We start from the raw sequence: 22,186 nt of genomic DNA on the forward strand, positions 1-22,186 counted from the left end.
TTTGGGACAAGAAGCAGAAAGATTCTTAAAGGCAAAATTACTATAGAAGATATAAAAAGCGAGGGAATATAATTCCCCCGCATTAGCAAAATCGCTACAGCTTAACTAATGAATGAATATTGAATCTAAGCTGTAATTATTTTTTGGCTACACTACACTGGCAGAAAGAACGAAATCATTTGCTGTGAGGCTAGTTGATTTAATTCCTAGCAATGAAGCCAACTCTGTATTTCCGCTTTTCACTAAGGTGTCACTACCCTGTTGCAACAGTGTTAAAGCACTAAATTGAGTAACACCAATCCCGCCCAGGCCGATTTTATCAGTGCCGATCGCAAAATCAGTCACAATATTTTTGCTAGTTGGCAGACTGGCGTTAGCAATCCAGAACTGATCGACACCAGTACCACCACTGAGGCGATTACCGCCCTGTTGACCAGCAAATAGCACATCATCACCAGCGCCACCAGACAGGGAATCATTGAAATTGGAGAAGAGTTTGTCATCGCCAGAACCACCGTTGAGACGGTTATTGCTACCGCTACTGCTAAGGGTATCGTTACCTGAGCCACCGAATAATGATTGACGAGAACCTTCAACTACAGAGAGAGTATCATCACCTGTCGCCCCAAGTAAATTATTACTTCCACTAGCTTCCACTACGGTAATAACATCATTACCATTGCCACCATCAGCAGTAATATTTTGAACCGGGCCGTTTTGACCAATAAATATCCGATCATTACCCTCTCCTGTGGACACTGAAGAGTCACTGCCGACTAACACCGTGTCTTCACCGTTTCCAGTCTGAATTGTGTTACCTTTAGTACCCTCTACAAAGTCTGCTCCGTCACCTGTGAATAAGGTTTGATTTGGTTCAACGGTAATATCATCGCTGGTAGTGGAGCCAAAATTAATTTCTTCAGCTTGAGGTTGACCTAAGCCAGGAGCAAGATTAAGGGGCTTCTCTAACTTCAGTTGTAGAATCTCATTGTTGTCTATAACTGGATTTTGAGGATCGTTTCCAGGACGACCTGTAGAGAAGGGATAATTGTTGTCATTAGCTACCAAAATGGTATTTTTGTCAACAACCAGAACATTTTCAATGGTTTGGAATGGGAAGTTGAAGGTGGTCTTACCATCCCCATTCAGGTCGTTGGGGTCTTGGATATTTAACAAGTCTGCAACTTCTTCTTTAGCGACATAGCCATTAGAATCTGTTTTAGACAAATCTATTTTGTAGATCCTCTTAAATTTAGCCGCAGCCCCTTGACTGTTATCCCGTTCAATGACTAAGTATTCATTATCATTAATGACTGCTAAATCCCCGATGGAATTTGACGGATTGTCCAATCTGTAGTAGAGCTTTTTATCAGTGTACTTGTGGCTAGCAAGGTCAAATTCGTTAATCCGCAAAGCACCAGGAGTATCGCCTTGAACAGTACCCTCTAGCAGCATATAGAGCTTGGTTTTGCTGGCGTTAATTGCTCCACCTTCAAAACCTTTAGAGCTAGCCAAATTAGCAAAAGCATCTCCTGAGAGAACGTCAGGATTTTGTGGCGATCGCACTACATTATATTGAGGATCGTCTCTAAGTTTATCCCGTACTTTATCGGCAATATCTGGGAAATCTGAGAAGAGTGCATCTACCCCTAATTGATAAAACTGTTGAATTTCTAGTGCTAGCTGGCCTTTGTAATCTGCTGCTAAATATTGGTCTTCCGCCCGGAAGGTGTAGGGATGAACCTGCAAGCCTGCATTGTGAGCATCTTGAATTAAGGTAGTGGGAGGTAATGTTGTCTTGTCGGCATCATTAACTACTCCATCGTTATTGACATCATCAGCTTTGCCATCACCATTAGCATCAGTACCTTTGACGCTAACAATCATCCGTTTCCAAGGCCCAATGCCATCAGCATAAGTGGCAACTTCAGCCAAGCCTTCTGGAGTTCGCAAGTCGTCATAAGTGCGAGTGTCACCACTGACTTTCAAATCATAGGGCTGACTCTCGATGATCTTGCCGTTAATATCAATGTCACTTGCATCTAGCAATTGAACTAGGGGAATATCCACCCCAGCCGCAGGCATGATGGTATCATGCAATTCTTTGAGATTGCCAACTTCAAAGGATTGGATGAAGATGCGACTGGGATCAGTGAAGTTATTTGCCTTCAGCGTATCAATTAGTAACTGACTAATGTTTCTGTTAACTTTGTCTGTCGTGCCTACATAAGTAGCTTCGTTGGCCAAATAAGTCGGATGCTTAGTTTCAGGGTAGATGCCAATCTTTTTACCTGTTGTCGCTTCTACATCCTTAACCAAATTGATGATTTCCGTGAAGGTAGGAATTTCAAATTGATCGTCAAAGGAATGATCGCGGAAAGGTAGACGTTCTTCTGCGCGTAAAGTCTTGATTTCAGCTAAGGTGAAGTCTTCAGCAAACCAACCTGTAAGTGTATTTCCATCTAAACTTACCGTTTTCTTGCGATCGCCAAACTCTGGATGTTTGTAAACATCTGTAGTTGTGTTGCTGAAATTGACAGTACCATCAGCGTTCAAAACTGCTAAAGCTGGCTCATGGCGAGCAATTAGCACACCATCTTTTGTCACAACCAAATCAGGCTCAATAAAGTCAGCGCCTCGCTCAATTGCTTGTTTATAAGACTCTAAGGTATGTTCTGGACGATAGCCACTTGCACCTCTGTGACCAATAACTTTAGGTGCTTCTCCATTTAAAGTTTTGAATTGGTCGGGTGTAGCGATGGGAGCCTCCAATAACTTACCAGTGGCATCAAAATGCAGCAGGTAAGGGCCAAACTCGTCTCCAACCCAGATTGTCCCGTCTTTATCAAAGACGAATGACTCTACATCAAAGTCTGCACCAGTCAGTAATCTTCCAGTAGTTCCCTCATTAACTATTTCAAAAGGAACTTTATTGTTAGGGTCAGACAGTTGGATGTAGTCTAAAACTTTAACGCTACCATCGCCATTTTCTGTTCCCTTAAAATTCGGGTCTAGACGATTGATCCGCAGTAGGAAATCTGCACTATTGTCTTTGCTACCGTAACCATTGTCTGACAAGAAGTAGAAAGAGTTACTGTTAGCAAATTGAACACCGCTAAAACCCTGAATTGGCTGTCCTGGGAAAGGCCCAGTTCTGCCATTGGCTGAAATCCCCTGACCAGAAATTGATCCACTACTAAAGGTATCAGCAGGTAAAGAGGCAAAACCTACTAACTCAACTTTTGGTACTATTGAAGCAAACATCGTTTGGTAGATGTGGGTTTGATCGTTTAAACCCGCAATTCCTGGAATCTCAGAACCGTAGGCGTTATAACCTTTACCTACCAAGCTATTTAACACTTCAGAACCAGCACCTTGATAGTAAACAGGTACGGGACGGTTGGTGTGAGTTCCCCAACCATACTTGACATTGGGATCAGACCCCCAGTAGTGTCCAACTTCTGCTGGAGTATCCAAATTAGTTAATGCTTCAGCACCTTGATTTTTTACTAAAGTTGGAAAATTACCGTCGAGAGTCAGGTAGTGATCGTGGTCAGCAGTAACGATTAGTAGGTTTTCATCCCAACCACCATTGTTATCGATCCAGTCAATCGTAGATCCAACTGCTTTATCAAAGTCTAAGGTGGTGCCGATCAAGTTGTCTATATTGTTATCGTGGGCAGACCAATCGATATCGCCACCTTCAACCATTAACCAGAAACCATCGGGGTCTTTACCCAATACATCTAATGCAGCACTTGTCAAGTCTTTGAGAGTTGGGTTTTCGTTAACCTCTTTGGCGATGAAAGATGCATCCGTCTCTCCGGGAAGCAGTGGACGTGTGGTGTCCACTTTGGTGTTATCACCTTGGTTAGTGAAAACGCTGAACATATCTAAACCAGTGGTGCTGTAGTCGCCGTTGGCAGAGCTTACAGGTAAGTTACCATTTTGACCGCGCGCACCGTATAAACCGAAGAGGCGATCGCCTTTTTCTGGATCGATTGTCGCCGCAGTTTGGGCGAGTTTCTGGGCGGCATTCTCACCGCGCTCCAAAAAGGTGTAATCGTAGATGTTATTAGTTGGTTTAGTGCTAAGTTCTGTGTAGGTTGATTGACGAATGAATTCATTGCTCGTATTCGGCTCAACCCCGTTTGGTAGTAAATCTCCAGGAGCAGAGAGTGGGTGTCCACCACCAAGTAATACTGTTGGTTGATAGACACGGAGTTGCTGTTGCAGGATGTTGTCTAATGCTGGATAGTCAGCATCATACTTGCTGCGACGGTTAACGTTGGCAGCAGCAGCAGCAGGTGTGGCGTGGTCAATGGGAACTGAAGTTACCAAACCAGTAGATTTACCAACTTCGTTTGCAGTTTTGAGAATTGTTTCTAGAGGATTTTCAAAAATATCAACGCCAACAGCGTTGTTGTAACTTTTAACGCCAGTGTACAGAGTTGTAGCGGTGTTTGCAGAGTCAGGATAGCTGTACTTAATATATTCAGGATCGTTACCAGGAGTCCAAGGATTAACACCACCTTTGGTAGGGTCATAACCTACTAGGTTTCCAACAGCACCATCACTGACTTTTGCACCACCTGTTGGGGTATTACCTGGGTTAAAAGTTGGATCGAAGGTGAAACCAGGGCGAACCTGGCTCTCTCCTGTGATGGGATTAGTCCCGTCAAGGGCTGAATTACCAGTACTAAAAACTCCATCACTATCAGCGATCGTTGTCCCATAGGTGGTTGCCAAACCGTAGCCTTGGAGTGTTTGAAAGTTGAGTCCTTGCCCCTTACCTTGTGTATAAAAATCACTCAGATTAGCGCCTGTCTTACCATTTTGAATCTCTTTGTAGATGGACGCAGCACGAGCCATTTGCCAGCCCATACCATCCCCAATCATAATGATGACGTTCTTAGCCATGAAAGAGAATCTCCCTGTGCTTAATTGTTGAGATGGTCTTGGCTCTAGTGAAATCAAAAAAGTAATATGGTGAAGAAAAACTAATAGTTTTAGGCTTCAAAGATGTAATTAACTTGTCAGCTTTTTGAGTCTGAACTATTAAATGTCAACCACTACTACAATTGTCATTTCCCTAGAAGCTTTTAGTATCTTAATTAACAATGTAAATTGCATATTAATTAAGATACATAGCAAAAGTTGTGAATAAATTGTGAACTGGTTAAGAAACCTTGTATTGCAATCTTGTACCTAATATGCAATTAACAATTTTTTGCATATTTTTGGTGATGTTAAAAATTATTTTTTATACATTGAAATGATATCTCTTTTGTAACTTTCGTCAGATAATAAGTTCTTTATAATCCAATACGGTTTGGGCTACTTGTACAAAATCGTGGGTTTTGAGACGCGATAAATCGCCGTCTCTACAAGTGTTTTGGTCTTATCTCAACTGTATTGCTTTATAACCCTTCTCTTTAATTGCTTTTGCAATAATGATTGAGTACAGCTTCATTAACTTTTGCTGTTTAATGAAGCTGTAACAATCACAAGAGGCGAACAAATTAAGCTACAACACTGACAGAGAAAACAAAGTCATTTGCTGTGAGCTTAGTTGATGTAATTCCTAGCAATGAAGCTAACTCAGTATTTCCGATTTTCACGATGGTATCATTACCGTGTTGCAATAGTGTTAGGGCATTAAATTGAGTAACACCAATACCGCCCAGCACGATTTTATCAATGCCAACTGTAAAATCAGTGACAATGTTCTTGCTAGTTGGCAGACTGGCGTTAGTCATCCAGAATTGGTCAGCACCAGTACCACCAGTGATGCTATTACTACCTCCTTGGCCAGCAAATAGCACATCATCACCATCGCCACCAAACAGGGAGTCATTCACACTGGAGAAGAGTTTGTCATCTCCAGAACCACCGTAGAGACGGTTATTGCTACCGTTACTCGTGAGGGTGTCGTTACCTGAGCCACCGAATAATGATTGACGAGAACCTTCAATTACTGTGAGATTATCATCACCTGCCGCCCCAAACAAATTATTGCTACCACTGGCTTCCACCACCGTAATTTCATCATCACCAGCACCACCATCAGCACTGGTATTCTGAGCCGGGCCATTTTGACCAATAAATATGCGATCGCTACCATCTTCCCCGGATACTGAAGAGTTACTGCCTACAAGCACGGTGTCATCACCGTTTCCAGCCTCGATTGTGTTGCCTTCAGTACCCTCTACAAAATCTGCTCCGTCACCCGCAAAGAATGTTTTTCCTGGCTGAACTGTAACATTATCGCTGTTACTAGAACCAAAGCTATCGGGAAAAGTAGGCAGTGCAGTTGTCAGGTTATTGGGTAGTTCAAGAATGCCGAGTTTTTCAGCAGCCGTATTACCCGTAATGTTGAAGTCGTTGTCGTTAATCAAGGCTAGGGTGTTAGGTGCTACCAGTGCCAGACCTTCTAATTTTTCCACCCCGGTGTAACCCAACTGAGCAGCATTAGCAATCAAACTCTTGCTGACAGGGTTAATATTAGCAGCAGCTAACTCCGCAGAGGTAAGTTGTTCAATAGTTTTACCAGTTGGCAAGGTAAAGTTAGCAGGATTGTTGATGTTGCTTGCCCCGGCTAAATCAATTTGGTAAATCAGTTTATTGCCAGCAGATGTACCATTGTCATCTCGTTCAACTACTGCAAATTTGCCGTTACCCAAAGAGACTGCATCGCCAATCTTATCTGTTCCTGGTAAACCTTCTAGGCGATATAAATATTCTCCTGTTACCTGCTTGGTGACAATATCAAACTCCAGAATTCGCAGGTTGAGAGAAGCTTTAGAAGTCGCATCATTGGCGACATCTGGATTATCAATTGGACTCTGAATAAAGGCATATAATTTATTACCTTCCAACGCTACAGCTTCAAATCCTCGATTATTGCGGCGTTGAGCATAAACTGCTGGCAATACCTCAGTGCCAAAAGTTCCAGCTGGTTGATCTGGGTTGGGTGCTGTGGCAGTTCCTTGAGGGATAAAGCGCTCAATTAGCTTTCCATTAGTATCAAAGTGATAAATGGAGGGACGATACTCATCTACCAGCCAGTAATCACCATTTTCTGCAACTACAATCCCTTCTAAGTCAGCGCCCAAAGGATCGTTAGTTAGAACTTTTTTATCTAAGTCAACGGCAATTTCATCTGTGTAGGCTAAACCGTTTCCTACACCTTGCAAGTTAGGCAATCCCGTTAATGGGGTCGTTCCATCTTGGCGGAATAGCTTTGTTCTGTTGGTAATGGTGATTTCACCTGTGGTGCGGTTGAGTTCAAAGCTAACTATTTCTGGCTGGAAATCGGGTAATAAAAATGGTCTTTTGACACTATCAGGTTCTCCGTTGGGGCCACGGTCTGTGTTGGTGACAAATTTCAGGTTGCCATTTGCTGCAACCCCTTGGAAATACAACCCAGAAAAACCACCCAAGAAAATATTTTGATTTTCAGAAGTCGTGCCTAACTTTGGTAGGTTTTCAAATTCATAGATGGTCAACTTGGGTTGAGCAACGGGATTGCGAGGATCGTAACTAGTGGTGTCGATATTTAGAGAATTGGGGAAGGTATTGGCGATATTTTCCCAAGGCACCAGCTTAAAGTTAGAGTTGACATTTTCGCCATCGATGGTCTTAGCAGGTTCATTGGAGCCATCTTGAGTAACAAATAAACCAAATGGGAAGTTAGGTCCCAGTGGCACATTAATTACATCAGCACCATCTGACTCTTGCACGCTGTCAATTGACCCATTGTTACCAATGGCAAAGTTACCCACGTATTCGTTATTACCTTCACGTGTGTAGGCAACAAAGGTACTATCGCCTTGGCTGGATGCTAGCAAGTAGCCTGTGCCGTTTTTGCCGTAGTAGATGGTCAACCCTTCGGCATCATCGGTGAGGTGAGAACCACCCTCAAAACGAACGCGATCGATCAGCTTGCCTGTTGTACCACCGTCCGGTTCTGCCTGGAATTTCCAGATGCCCACATCTTCTTGGGCGATGTAGAGAAAGCCGGTTTCTTGGTCAACCACCATACCCTCTGTTTGGGGAGAACGCCCTTCTGCGGTAGGCGAAGGGATGGTGAACTCCCGCACCAGTTCAGCGCCAATTTTGCCATTCCCTTTGTCAATCAATTTGAACTGAGCTATATCTCCAGTTTGGCGGCGACTGGTAAAGACATAGTAATCATTAGTTACAGGGCTACGGTATAAGGTAACTCCGTAAGAACTGCGAGTTGATGCAGAATAAGGAGGTTCAAAAGGTGATGCTTGAAAGATTGTACCAATATTGCTATCGGTGATATCTTCCAAATATTGTCCGGCGGCGGTGGGATTGGGGTTGATTTTGAAGATTGCTAGTTTATCATTTTGGCGATCGCTAGCTACGGCAATATCAACAGATTGATTGCCTAATTTAAAACCGTATTGCAGGTCAATGTTGTTGTAGCGAATGCCACCGGGATTAACTGTTTGCAATAAATTACCAGACAAGTCATAAACCCGCAGTCCAGCATTTTTGACTGAGGTTAATACTAGGCTTTCGGAAGCATTTGTGGCATTAACATAGATGGCAGGGTCATCAGCATCAGCATTTTGATCTACAGCAGGCAGTGCTGGATCTTCATCATCAAATAAATCGGGACGAGTTTCTAATCTGGGTGCAGCAGTGGGAACTAAGTCTGCATTCAAAGTGAGGATCTGGGTAAATTGGCTTTGGTTAAAGTTGTTATCACTTACCAGCACAATGGACTGACGACCATCTGCTAGTTTGGGGCCGAAGGCAAGACCTTCTATATTATCCACTCCTGTAATCGGGTGGTTTGCATCAGTAGGCAGATTCAGGTCAGTTAAATTCAACAGTAGTCGTTTTTGGGCGGGTTGGATAGCTGCTAATTGTTCAGTACTCAGATTATTGAGAGAATCGTAGAAGCTAATGTCAGTTGCACCTTGCAAAGAAACTTCGTAGATTTTGATCGTGTTACCTACACCTTGGGCAAAGGAACGTTCTAACGCTAGTAATGTGCCACGATTATCTATTGCTAATAAATCCGCTAAACCATTGTCAGCAGAACCTGTGCTGGGATTGGGTGGTTCGGGAATTGCATCAGTAATATAGAGGTATTCTTTTTCTGGCTGTCCAGTAACCAGATTGTATTGCAGAATTCGGGAACGGCTGCCACTGGTGAGTGAAGCTTTTAATCCATCTTGGGACAGCGCGTTTTCAGTGGCGGTGAATAAGGTTTTCTGGTCGGGTGTAATGGTGAGGCTTTCAAAGGCTAAGTTATTGTAAACACCTGATGTCTGCGTATCATCTGCATCGATAATACCGTTACTGTTGGTATCTTCAACTACTGGTAGGAATTTCCTGGGGACAAATAGCGAGCCTATTTCTTGCCCTGTAGTTAGCGAAAACTCTTTAATAAAGGGATTGCTAACGCGACCAGCACCAGGATTAACTTCGCCCTCGGAAGAGATAAAGACTGTACCATTGTTAGTTAAAGCGATACCTTCTGGGTCAAGGCTGTTGGTTGCAAAAAAGTTGCCGTTGGTATCTTTCAGGGTTGTGATATTAGTAAAATTCACCCAGGAATCGCTGGCAGTGAAGGTATAAAAGCGGGCAGGGGCAACTTGGGAGCGATCGTCTGAGATTGCATAGTAGCGGTTATTCACAGCATCGTAGGTGACACCAGAAAGTCCGCCTAGTGGAGTTTGTACCCCATTCACCGTTCCCGCTACACCAGCAGGAATAAACCCTGTGGCAAAAGTACTCTGCCCCACAAATCCAACATTGGGAATGGTTTTACCTGGTTCGGTTGCTCCAGTTTGCACATCTGCAAATACTAGACGATGGTCAGAACTGGGGAATGGAAAAGTACCTACTGGGGAGAATGTCGGGTCAGTATTTAGAGGCCAAAATACTCCTGAGTTGGCAATTGTCAGGTTAGCTGAGGGCAGCACATAGTCAGTCCGCAGGTTTCCGGGAGTGTTATCAGCAAAGTCTGCGGTGTCAAAGCTAGGATTACCTTTTTGGCTAGCGTTTGCACCAGCTTGTAAGTCTGCTTGTTGGCGCGCACCCAGACTGGTAGGGATGACATTAGTATTGATATTGGGATTTTGCAACAGTTGGCGAATAGCGTTGTCAAAACTATCACCATCTAACGGATCTGCATTTTGATCGCCCACAATCACAAAGCTCGATCCAGCAGCAATACCGCCAGTTTTACCCTCATCATCGTAAATGTAATTACCATTACCAGGGGTAATATAGTCTGCCCAAAAGCGGATCTCGTCGTGGTTGCGCTTACCGTTGCGGTCTTGCGTGCCATCAAAAGTTGGCGGTGTGGGGTGGCTGGCGAGGATGTGAATTGTTTCACCGTTTACCTGGATGGGTATATCCCAGTGACTTTTAGAAGAAAGGTGTAGAACTGCCAATTCCTCCTGAGAATACCAATCATTTGGCTGTGGTGTTGTCGGATCGTCAGGAAGCAAAGCATTGGGCATATCCTTCCATAGAAAATTTTGAAAGGTGCGGATGTTGGCAGTGTCGATGGGATATTTGGATAGCAGCAATATCCCGTATTGACCAGGGAAATTCCCAAATCCGAAAGCATCATCGCCATATCCTGATTCGCCTGGGGTTGTAACTGCTGTGCCATTGTTGTTCAAGTCAAAACCAGAGGCAATACCTGTATTGGAAGGAGCGATGTAGAAGTAAGGGTAGTCAACGGGAGTTGTACCATTCTGGCTGACGGCTAGGTAATTTTGCCGGAATAGTTGAACTGCCTCCGGGGAGTAGTCAAACTCGTTAATTAGCAACACATCCGGGTTATTACGCTGGATGATTTCTGCAACTGCCTTTGCTTGAGCGTTGTCAGGGGTAGACAAATCGCTGACTAACTGACCTTTGGCATTACGATTTAAAGAAGCGTTGAATTGAGAAAAGCGAATTGTATTAGTAGTTACCATGTTTAATTCTCAGATAGATTCTAGACATGAGACTGTTTTGAAAATTAGAAATAGGGAACGGCAGAGGCGCAGAGTACACAGAGAAATCGGAGTTCGATTAAATCTGCGTTAAATAAAGACGAAACGAGTATCTGTTGTCAAATTGGTATTGCGGTTTAACCCGTTTTCCACAACAGCAATTAATTCCGTTCCATTGTTGGTGAAAATGCCTACAGCCGATCTCACTGACCCTAGCGAGTAATTGTTAGCAACTCCTTGAAGCTGAATCCGATCGCTTGCTTGAAAGTTGAGAATATCGGCATAATCATTGTTGCGAGAACTGGTATAGAAAGCTGAAGTGGCATCACCTAAAAGGTAAGTATCTGCACCTTGTTCGCCGTTGAGGAGGTCAATTTCGTTTGTGCCACCGCCCCAACCAATCAGGCGGTCATTGCCATTACCCGCAGAAAGTCCGTCGCTGCCAAGTCCACCTAAGATGGTGTCATTGCCATCGCCACCAAGGAGTACATCTATGCCTCCCTTGCCATCCAGGTAATCATTGCCTCCTCCACCGTCGATTAATTCACTGGTATTAGTGCCGATGACGCGATCGCTCCCAGCCAGAGCATTGACTATGTATTTGTTCAAACCAGTAAGTTCGCTGACAAAAATGATATCGTTGCCAGATGTCGCCTTGTTATTGGCAACAGTCAAGTCAAAGCTATCGCTAACATTACCGCCTTTACGATCGGTAGCGGTAACTGTAACTGCGAAAATGCCGATTTGGGAGATAGTGCCGGATATTACACCTGTGTTGGCAACGATACTAGAACCAGTGGGTAAACCTGTAGCACTGTAAGTCAGGGTGTCACCTGGATCTAGATCAGCAAATTTGTTACTGATATTGAAAGAAAAAGCTTTATTAGTAGAAATGATTTGGTCGTCAATCGGTTGTACTACCGTGGGAGCATTGTTTTTAGGGAGATTAAACCGAGCTACGCTAGGATCATGATCGCTATCCTGGTCGGCAAACTCTGAGTTAATGTGAACTACATCATACCCATCCAGGTTGTTGAGCAAGTTGTTACTAACTAAAACGTGGTCAAGGGTTTGGGCGTTACCTTCAAAGTTGTAGGTGTAACGCTCATTTTGCGGCAGAGTTTCAATTAAGGAAGTCAGTCCAGCATTTTCTAGGGTGTTGACGGGATTGGAAAATTCAAAGTCATTTAAGTCACCTGCCACTACGACATTGGCATTGGGGGCGATCGCTAAAATATTGCTGACAAAGTTCTTCACCAGGGTAGCTTGTTGCTGGCGTTGGATTTCACTACTGAGGGTTGGTGGTTGATTCGGCCCAAATAATGGCTGGTCGCCACCTTTAGAATTAAAGTGGTTGCCAATTACATAAACAGTTTCACCGTTGAAAGTAAATTCACCAACTAACGGCTTACGACTGCTAGTAAAGGCGGAGTTGGTGGGGTCGATTAAACCAGGACTATAAGAAACTGTAGGAACACCAGAGACATTGGTAACTGTGGTGCTGGTGGTGGAACTACCACCAGGGCGATCTACAAAGCTGACACGATTAGGATTAAACAAGAAACCTACCCGGATATTTCCACCAGGTTCACCGCCGTTCGTATCGTCTACTGGGTTAATTTGGCGATATTGATACGTCGGGCCACCAGCAGCAGTAATTGTATCAATTAACTTTTGGAAGGTAGTGCTGGCATCAACGACGCTATCATTTGTTGCACCGTTATTGTCCTGAATTTCTTCGAGACTAATGATATCTGGTGATTTGAGATTATTAACAATGCGATTAGCCAGGTTGTTAAATTTGGTTGGATCGTCGCCTGGATCGAGGTTTTCGACGTTGTAGGTAGCGATCGTCAGTTGGTTGGTGGTAGAAGTTAGGCTAGTGATTTCTTTTTGAATGTTACTGTTCTGTACTACTGTGGGAGCAGCCGATACTAAAACTTCATAGTTGTTAAAGCTGTAGTCAACGACACCGACAATATTACTAAGTTGCGTACCAACATTAACTTCAGGCAGTGTTAAGGCATTGTTGAGATCGTCAATTTGAATCCGCTCAGGATTGAAGTCTGAAGCACTAATCAGACTACCACCGCGAACCGTTCTACTTGTGGCATTTGCGCCATTGTCTGCTAATACCCAAATTTCCTCTGATGTGCCAAAGTTTGCAGTGGGTGAAGTGGTAATTGGGTTATTCACCTGTACCAACATTCCTTCTAAGCTTTCATAGAAGTCGATGCCATCCTGGGCAGGATCGAAGGTGGTTGTTCCAGTTTCGATATTAGCGATCGTGTCGTTATCGATTACCGTTGTCGGGATAGTTCTGCCACCATTACCAAGGATTGTAGCAGTGGGTAGATCGTTGCCACTAGAAACGGTAACAATTGTAGGAGTGGTGATTTGTGTTTTGGTTAAATTATTAGCATCGTTGCCGGGACGAAACTCTGTAACTGTTCCACTGATTAATACTGAATCGCCAACAGATACGGTTGGTGCTGATGAGGTGAAGACGAAAATACCTTCAGAAGTGCGAACGTCGCTGTCTGGAGTGGGGTCTTGCAAGTAAAAACCGTTACTTGCTTTAACCGTGACAATTCCCGCTACATTGCTGACAGTCTGATTTCTAAAGGATGAGATATGCCCCGTTCCCTGAATGTCGCTAATCCGAACAGATGGAGTTACTTCAAATACCGCAACCGTCTTGCTGACTTCGGCTGTAGTAACTAACAAAGGCTTGCCAGTAGGACTATCAGCCGCCGAGACAAAGGTTAGCCCTTCGATCGCAGTATCTTCAGGAGTGTTGATATATTGAACAAAGCTTGGCTTGTTGGGATTTGTCACTTCGTAAACTATGACATCGCCAGTGCGTTCTAAACCAATAAAAGCATAAGTGCGGTTGTTGATGACTCCGATCGCCACGCCTTCGGGTTCAGGCCCTTTGTTATCGCTGCGGGTGTCAAAGGTATCAGCCGCGCCATCTGAGTTAAACAGAGTTGGTACTTTGGTTGCAGTAATTTGTTCAAATTGGTCGCCACTGTCGAATATCTGATTGCCGCTAGCATTCCAAATTGAAAAGGAACGTCCCCCAAATGCTTCGATGCGATCGAAATCTCCGTCTTTGTCGGTGTCTCCTGTGGCATTTGTAACGGTTAACCGCCCTAGATTGGTATTTTGCTTTAGGGTAGCCGCATTGGGAAAAACTGTTGGATCTAAAACATATCCATTTGCGCCAACCCGGATTTCCTCGCTAAAACCAGTGTAGTCGCGGGAATCTCCTTCATTGGCGGTGATGTAGTAAGTCTGTCCGTTGGCTGTGAAGCTAGCGATCGCATCGGGTTGATATAATCCAAATACCGGCCAATTCTGAATATTAATTTTACCATCGCGATCGCTAGCATCTAATCCATTACCTGGAAGATTGTAATTTTTCGCACCAAGGGGCAAAATATTGGTGATGGTGGCGCTAGCAATATCCAGAATAGCGATCGCATTATTTTCTTGCAAGGTAATTCGTGCAGTTTGATTGTCTGGAGATACAGCAATATACTCTGGTTCTAAGTCTTGTGCCACCGTCGAGCCGGGGCCAGTAATCCGTACACCTGCGGCTTTGAGTGTGGCGATCTGGCTATTGAAGCTTGTAAACGAGGCTTGGGCAAAGGTTGCATTCGCCACGCCATCAGCAATGTTAATAATACTGACTGAACCTTCAGGATCTACCGAATTTACTTGCCCGTAGCTGTTGGGTTCTCCTTCATTTGCTACTAATACCTTCGTGCCATCGGGCGTAAAGGTGAGCATATCGGGTAATGCACCCACCGCTACCGAGTTCAAAAAGTTGCCATTAGCGGCATTGTAAAAACTCACCTGTCCTGTCTGCTGGGCGTTTGTGCTGGTGTTTTGAATGGCGTAGGCGACTGCGACAATACCATTTTTCACCGCAACACTGTTGGGAATGGCTTGTGTCCCGACGGGAGGCGTAAATCCTGTTACCAAAGAACCAGTCGAGGTTAGCGTGCCTGTATTGCTGACATGATAAATTTCAACTATGCTGCCAGCAACCACAAATAAGCGATCGCTTCCAGAATCAAAGGCGGATATTTCGGCTCCATTAGTACTGGTGAAGCTGCCAATTTTCTGCAAAATACTGGGGTTATTGTTGGTTGCAATATCGTTATCAGCATTGAAAGAGATAAAAGCAATATCGCCTTGTGTCAAAGCCATTAATAACGTCTCCTTCAATTTATTTTGTATTGTTTGAAAATTACCTGAAAAGCTGATGTTCAGTAATAATTCGCCACCATAATCAAGTCACATTGACAATCGCAATATCACTATTTAAAAAAACTATTTTGCAGTCAAAAAAGCTACGGTTTTACTAGTATTAATCCATATTCAGCAACCTCAAGTTATCTCAGTAACGTTAAGAAACTGCTAGCAAAAGGTTAAAAGAATAAATAATATACAGCTGGATTTAGATCCTCGACATCTCGAAAAAGTCCAGGAGACAGCAATTTTATGCCCATAAAAAAAGGCGGACAAGATGTCCGCCCCACAATAAGTAGTTGGATATTTTTTATTTGAAAGTCATTTTGTATTAAAAGCCACTCTTGCTTACCGGAATTTACCAGGGCTTAAACGAACACCGTTAGGTTGAGACTGACGACGAATTGCTACTCCACTCCGCAAATTGTTTCCAGTACCACCATCTTGACGATCGAGGAAAGGTTTCAGATTAATCCCACTTCTAGATGAACTAACCCGATTATTGCCACCGCCTAGAAGTGTGCGTCCTAAATTATATAATTCGTTGCCTCCACTAGTGCGATCGCCATAAGTGTTAACGGCGATCGTTTGTTGTCCGCTGTCAGCAGTAGTCAAGTTTTGGAAAATGCTATTGCGGATAACAACAGGATCTTTTCCACGGGGGACTGTCAGCACAATTCTACAGGTTGGATTAGCTTCAGTTGTGACGCAGACAGTATTTTCGTTATTCTCTACGGATGTCTGGAGTTCTTGTAAACCATCTGGGCGATAAAGTTCCAAGCGACTGGCAATTGCTGTACAACGCCTTTGTGCGTCCCAACCACCACCTAAAGCCGCAGGTGCTGCCCAAGCAAAGAATTGTCCTGGTTGACTTTGTGGCTGGTACATGACAGTATACTGTCCATTATAAGTCTGACAGGTAAACCGAGTTGTACCATCAGCAGAAGGTGAAGGTGGTACACCTGTCGATGTGTCTATTGGAACTGGTGCTGATGTGCCACCTGATGGTACTGTTGGTACTACTACACCATCGCCATTAGAATCATATTGCGCCATTGCTGCCGAATTGCCCAGACACAAAGATAAGCCAAGACTGCCCAAAGATATCAACCGCAGCATTTGTGATGACATAAATCATCCTCCAGTAGAAATAAATAGGGAATTGATAGTTTAAGTGACGAATAATTCTGGCTTTTGATTCAGCAAAAACCTATTTTTTTCCTCTTGTGCCTTTTTTCCGGCGATTAGCTTTTTCAGCTGTACTTGAATTTCTGTATGATGCCCCACTCCTTAATAGACGTAACGCTTGTAGCACTTATTTGCTTAAACTGAGTCATTTAAATACTTGAAAATTTTATTTGTATAGCAACAGTCAAGGTGGTTAGGCCATCAACAGACGATAAAACTTAGACACAAAAAGGCTTTTCACCCAGTCTCCATTACCCCTTATCCCCAGAGGGGGCCCCACCATCCCCAGTCCCCAGTCCCTTGCTATATATGCTAAGGCAAATTATTTGGATCGATACCTTGAGATTGTAGATAGGCAATTAGCCGTTCTTTTTGCTGGCGTTCCTGTTCGGCACGTTGGCGTTCCTGTTCAATTTGTTCTACTGCCCAAAGTAACAAATTACCTGCCTCATCCCACCAGCGCAACCAGTAACCAGTTCTGGCTTCTTTTGTTCCTTGCCAGGTTCCCAGAAATAAACCCATTGAATCAATCCAATGACGACCATTTTCATCAGGTTGCTTTAACTCGTAGCGCCTGTTTTCGAGTTGGTAAAATTCTAATAAACCACCATTTGGGTCAAAAATTATGTAAATTGGGACTTGAAGAATCTGCTCGTAAAAAAACCATTTTCCTGGTGGATAGGTTCGTTTAAAAGAGTATTCTCCACCTTCTGTGTCAGATAGAAATTCCATCACAATTACTGGAATATCTCCATCTAAATTCGGTGTATAGCTTTTGCGTTCTCCTAAAACCTGATTTACCGATGGCACATAAACCCAGTCGGGTGCTTTAGCTATAAATTGCCCGTTTATCGTCGCACAAAGTCCAAAATTTGAGGCTATTAACATCTGCGGTTGAATGAAACCACTTATCTCAAGGCTTTCGCGCAAAGCACCAGCCAATAGTGGCTGACCTGTATTCTCCACTGGTTCATCCTCTAAGTGAAAATCTGCGGGCAATGCTTCCCAAGATATTACCAGTTCTGTTGAAGATTTAGCTTCACCGAGTTGGGTTGCCATAAACACCCCTTTATTATTGATTTGTCTTTATTTTATGGCTGACCAGTGGTTTGTTGCTGATGGGGCGACAAAATGGGATGGATAAGACACAAAAAACCCCGACTAAATTAGCCGAGGTAAAGTCGAGAAGTGAGATTGACGATGAGATACAGCGATATCGAAATCAAAAAATCTTAGCTAACGCTAAAACCAACCAAAACTAAAGCGGTGACGATTAAAGTTGCAAAAAGACCCTGTAAAACGTATTTACGTTGTTCCCAAATTGCTGGGTACTCAGAGTAGTACATCTTGGGTTCTGCTGCGTAGTTGTTGAGAATACCGTCTTCGTTGGTGGTGGTGTACATAGTTTTTTCTTTTCTTTCTTTTGTTATCTTATGTAAATAAATATAACAATTTCGTTACAAAGCGTCAATAAGACTTGACAAAAAAAGACTGATAGTAAATATAAAAATGACTTATCAGCACACCACTACCGTTTGGGATACGTAAAACACAAAAAACCCCGGCGAAACTAACCGGGGTTATAGAGAGAGGTCTGAATGACGATGAGATACAGCGATACTGAAATCAAAAAATCTTAGCTAACGCTAAAACCAACCAAAACTAAAGCGGTGACGATTAAAGTTGCAAAAAGACCCTGTAAAACGTATTTACGTTGTTCCCAAATTGCTGGGTACTCAGAGTAGTACATCTTGGGTTCTGCTGCGTAGTTGTTGAGAATACCGTCTTCGTTAGTAGTGGTATACATGGTTTTTTTTTCTTTGTTTTGTTATCTTATGTAACTAAATATAACAATTTCGTTACAAATTGTCAATATGGCTTGACAAAAAAAGACTGATGGTAGATATAAAGCTAACTTATCTGCGATCGCGGATTCTGGCGAAGCGGTTCGAGTATGCCAAAGCCGGATGCCTCTCAGTACTTGTCGGTTAAACTGCCGCAATACATGTCTCGTAAATTCACGCCTCTAGTAACTAGCGTTCGCTGATTTTTTTTGTGTTTTTTTAATTACTTTTTGTCTTGCTTGTCAATGCGTAAATTCTAAACCAATGTAATTTTTATTACAACATATTTCTTACTTAAAAATAAGCGTTATTGTTTATTTAAGTTGAGTTTAAATTTCAATTAAATAGTGACATACAATCATCAATCTCTTTCTTAAGATGTAAGCAATTCATGTTTGAAACAGATTAAATTTATAATAGTTATTTATTAGAAAGTTATAATATTAGTAATTAAACATAAATAATAATATCTAAATAAAATTACTACTATTGAGCAAGTTCCAATCAGGTTTTAATTTGTTAAAATAGGAAGCCAGCGTTTATTTTGGGACATACTGAGAATTAAATTAATAGTAATACTTAAAAGTTTTGGACAATTAAATTAATAGTAATACTTAAAATAAAATTTTTGAGGGAATATTGTATTATGTTGTTATCAAAAAGCCTAAAAAGAGTATTGAACAGTTTAATATTGATTATTATAGTTTCAGTTTTGGTAGTTACTCCTTCTATATTAGGAAATAATTTTTATTGGTTTGATGCACCAAGTGTAGAAATTAGCGTTAATGCTCAGACTCCTACTGGAGTAGAAGAAACACAACAGAAAAACAGCAATTTATCTCAGAATCCTAAGGAAAAAAATAAAAATAGTCAGGATAAAAGTGCTGAGTCTAAAGGAGAAAAACAGGGAAAATTAGATATTTTTAAAATAGTCACGGGTGCGCTGGCGGGACTGGTACTATTTTTGTATGGTGTGACACGAATGGCCGAGGGACTGGAAGCGATCGCAGGCGATCGTGCCAAAGAACTAATTAGCAAGTTCACTACCAATCGCTACGCTGGAATAGCAACTGGCACGGTAGCGACAACAATATTAGATTCGTCCTCAGTAACAATCATCATTGTGATTGCAATGGTTAGTGCTGGTTTATTGTCATTTGTAGAATCTCTCGGCGTGGTTTTGGGTTCCAATATTGGTACAACCATCGGCGCTCAAATAGTTGCTTTTAACATTAGTGATTATGCGCCCATAGCAATGTTCGTTGGCTTACTGTTAATTTTGTTGGGTAAAAAAGAACGTTGGAAGCAAATCGGTTTAATTATTCTTGGCATAGGCTTATTGTTTTTCGGACTTGACACAATTGAAAACGCAATGGAACCTTTCAAGGACTACCAGCCATTTCTCAAATTGATGGAAACCTTGGGTAACAACGCGCTTTTAGGTGCTGGAGTTGGGGCACTATTTACAGTCTTAGTTCAATCTTCCTCTGCCACAGTTGCGATTATTGTGACTTTGGCTAGTCAAGGATTAATTTCATTATCAGCAGGCGTGGCGTTAATGCTGGGTGCTGAAGTTGGCACTTGTGCTGACACATTAGTAGCTACCTTTGGACGCGAACGTCCAGCAGTGCGGACAGGTATCTTTCATTTACTTTTCAATCTGACTACTGCTGCGGTAGGAATTATATTTGTCACTCAATTGGCAGGATTCGCGCAATGGATTTCTCAGTTAATGGGAGCAGGGGATGATGTTGCTCGCCAAATTGCCAATGCACAGTTAATATTCAACTTGCTAGGCGTGGCATTAATTATTGGATTTCTACCCTTAATCGCCCGTGGATTGGAACGGTTACTTCCAGATAAAAAGAATCAAAATCCGCAGGCTGAAGCGGTTAAGAATTAAATCCAGCAAAAAGGCTTTATATTTGGGATTTCCAAAAATTAAATTACTCAATTCCTGCATCCAATACGACCATCAAAGTTCTTCTTTCCCTGCTCCCTCTGCTCACCAAAGTAATTGATTATTTTTTTATTTGGAATTCCTTTAACGTATTTATAGCGATTCCCTGTTAAGTGAGGTACAGATAATATTTTGAAACGCAGAGGGACGCAAAGTAAAGCGCAGAGGTACACAGAGATTTGTACCTTAACAGACTAGGAAATGCTATATAATCTAAATATCTAACCCAACTACCATTAAGTCGGGCGGATGTTCAACATTAAACTGGTAATATATCTCTCGTCGCTCTTGGGCTGTAAGAGTTAACAGCCATTCTAAAATCCCCATTTCACCAAGTTGAATTTGTGGATTGCTGCGACTGAGGCGTACTTTAATTTGCTCGTTGCGGCTAACTGGCAATTGTTCAGTTAATTTTAGATTTACTTCTTTCTCTAGTAAGTTAGTAACAATCAACCGATAACTATAAGTAATCCGGCGCTGGTTGCTAATTAATCTTTTATCTACCAGGCGCTCAACTAAATCGCGCTCAATTTTTAAACCTTCGTCAATTCCTAAGTTCAGTTTGAATTCTTGCCCTGGTGCAATATTCCCTAATCCAGTAGTACCGACAAAAACGTTGTTGCGGAAAATATTCGCTTTGCCTGGTAACAAAGTCGCACCATTGGGACTATTTTTCACATTCGCTTGTAGATAAGCAAAACTTACCAAGCGCGGCATTGCTACATAATCGAAGCTACAAGGATAATCATCGTTGAAAATCGTAGTTTTATGGGGTGCGCCATCGCTGGGAATATTACCACCGCCATTCAATTTAAAGGTAACTACACTCCCTTCTTTGGATACTTCTGCTGTAATGGTTTCTGCTGGAATCAGACTATCCTCTGCAACTTCGTCTTGTTCTTGCCAATCCACCCTGGCAGCAGCAGGTGGCTCTGGTATGCTAGGCAGTAGTGGTGGCTGGGCAGCAAATCGAGCTTGTCGTTGTCGCGCTATTCGTGGAAGTGGCGCATCAATATACCAGGGTTCAAGTTTGGGTGGAAGCGTACCTAATCCTGGTTTAGCGGTAGAAAGAGTGAGATTTGCACCAATCCAATCTTCGCCAGTGCTTTGAGTGATTTCTGCAAGGTAACTCAAATGTACAATCTCGCTGGTAGTGCTAAAGCGTAAGTCATAAAGCGGATTCCAACTAGCGCGATTTACTATGTAAGACACCTCTAATTCAAATTCGCCTTCACCCGCGACTTCAACGGCTACAACTAAGCTAAAACTCTCTTTAGGATGGGGTGTTTGGATTATTTGCAATGAGGTGTGGAGTGCTTGCAGTTGTTTGTCTAATTCCTGCTGTTGAGTTTTGCACTCTCCAGATGCGATCGCATATTCACTATACTGGCTGCCAAGAAAGTTGAGGAAATCCAAAGTTTCGCTGAGGCTGAGATTTTTCCGAGACAAACTTTGTGCAAAGGGTTCTTCTGTTTTTTCACGTAAGCCAGCGATAAAACTAGATTGCAATGCCAAAGCGTCTACTTGGGCTTGCAGGTGGCGTTTTTCTGCTTCTAATTGCTGGATTTGCCTTGTCAAATGTGCTACTCGTTCTGCTACAGGTTCAGTAGTGTAGATGCGATCGCTACTAACTCCCATCAAGCGCACCCCTACCATACCTGTACCGCTAACCCGAACGGACTCACTTTCTAGAGTCATTGGCACTGGGGTAATTACTAATTCCTGTTCAATTCCTGTTAAATCAACTACACCTCGCCGTGTAACCAATGCTCTGTCAGAATACACGGTAACAGCTACAATCTCGCTTTGTACTGTTTTGCGCCAAGATGGTATTTCCGGGTTAACCACTGCCAGTTTTCCCCCATTTTTAATGATTCTGCTGGTTAATTGTCAATGTTTACCGATCTAACAGTCAACCCCTTTGGGGAATTCGTAATTACGAA

Annotated in this window: 9 protein-coding genes; 1 reads left to right on the forward strand and 8 read right to left on the reverse strand. The window is 42.7% G+C overall.

The features are described from left to right. Window positions 1-147 precede the first annotated feature (147 nt). The 7 genes from RMY64_RS04210 to psb34 (RMY64_RS04240) all read right to left on the reverse strand — a co-directional run bounded on the left by RMY64_RS04210 (window position 148) and on the right by psb34 (RMY64_RS04240) (window position 18,246). Entirely contained in the window at window positions 148-4,920 is a 4,773-nt protein-coding gene (locus RMY64_RS04210) for an esterase-like activity of phytase family protein (RefSeq protein WP_322699383.1), read from the reverse strand. A 602-nt stretch (window positions 4,921-5,522) separates the two neighbouring features. Next, on the reverse strand, window positions 5,523-10,973 hold the full coding sequence (locus RMY64_RS04215; RefSeq protein ID WP_322699384.1) for a phytase: 5,451 nt from the start codon (window positions 10,971-10,973) through the stop codon (window positions 5,523-5,525). Window positions 10,974-11,081: 108 nt separating this feature from the next. After that, window positions 11,082-15,209 carry a choice-of-anchor I family protein gene (locus tag RMY64_RS04220; RefSeq protein WP_322699385.1) on the reverse strand — a complete coding sequence of 1,376 codons (4,128 nt, stop codon included), beginning with the start codon at window positions 15,207-15,209 and terminating at the stop codon, window positions 11,082-11,084. Between the two features lie 390 nt (window positions 15,210-15,599). Beyond that, window positions 15,600-16,382, reverse strand: a complete 783-nt coding sequence (locus RMY64_RS04225; RefSeq protein WP_322673541.1) for a COP23 domain-containing protein — start codon at window positions 16,380-16,382, stop codon at window positions 15,600-15,602. 369 nt (window positions 16,383-16,751) lie between these two features. Then, a complete protein-coding gene (locus RMY64_RS04230) occupies window positions 16,752-17,498 on the reverse strand; it encodes a Uma2 family endonuclease (protein WP_322699386.1) in 747 nt (248 codons plus the stop codon). Between the two features lie 173 nt (window positions 17,499-17,671). After that, on the reverse strand, window positions 17,672-17,842 hold the full coding sequence (gene psb34 / locus RMY64_RS04235) for a photosystem II assembly protein Psb34 (protein ID WP_322673543.1): 171 nt from the start codon (window positions 17,840-17,842) through the stop codon (window positions 17,672-17,674). A gap of 233 nt (window positions 17,843-18,075) precedes the next feature. Next, window positions 18,076-18,246, reverse strand: a complete 171-nt coding sequence (psb34, locus tag RMY64_RS04240) for a photosystem II assembly protein Psb34 (RefSeq protein WP_322673543.1) — start codon at window positions 18,244-18,246, stop codon at window positions 18,076-18,078. 683 nt (window positions 18,247-18,929) lie between these two features. Here psb34 (RMY64_RS04240) and RMY64_RS04245 point away from each other — a divergent pair. Beyond that, a complete protein-coding gene (locus RMY64_RS04245) occupies window positions 18,930-20,186 on the forward strand; it encodes a Na/Pi symporter (RefSeq protein WP_322699387.1) in 1,257 nt (418 codons plus the stop codon). Window positions 20,187-20,456: 270 nt separating this feature from the next. On the opposite strand, the gene RMY64_RS04250 is transcribed toward RMY64_RS04245, so the two are convergent. Then, window positions 20,457-22,091, reverse strand: coding sequence for a mucoidy inhibitor MuiA family protein (locus tag RMY64_RS04250; RefSeq protein WP_322673545.1), 1,635 nt, complete (start codon window positions 22,089-22,091; stop codon window positions 20,457-20,459). Window positions 22,092-22,186 lie beyond the last annotated feature (95 nt).

The organism is Nostoc sp. DedQUE08 (assembly GCF_034530895.1).
In the GTDB taxonomy this organism is placed as follows: domain Bacteria; phylum Cyanobacteriota; class Cyanobacteriia; order Cyanobacteriales; family Nostocaceae; genus Nostoc.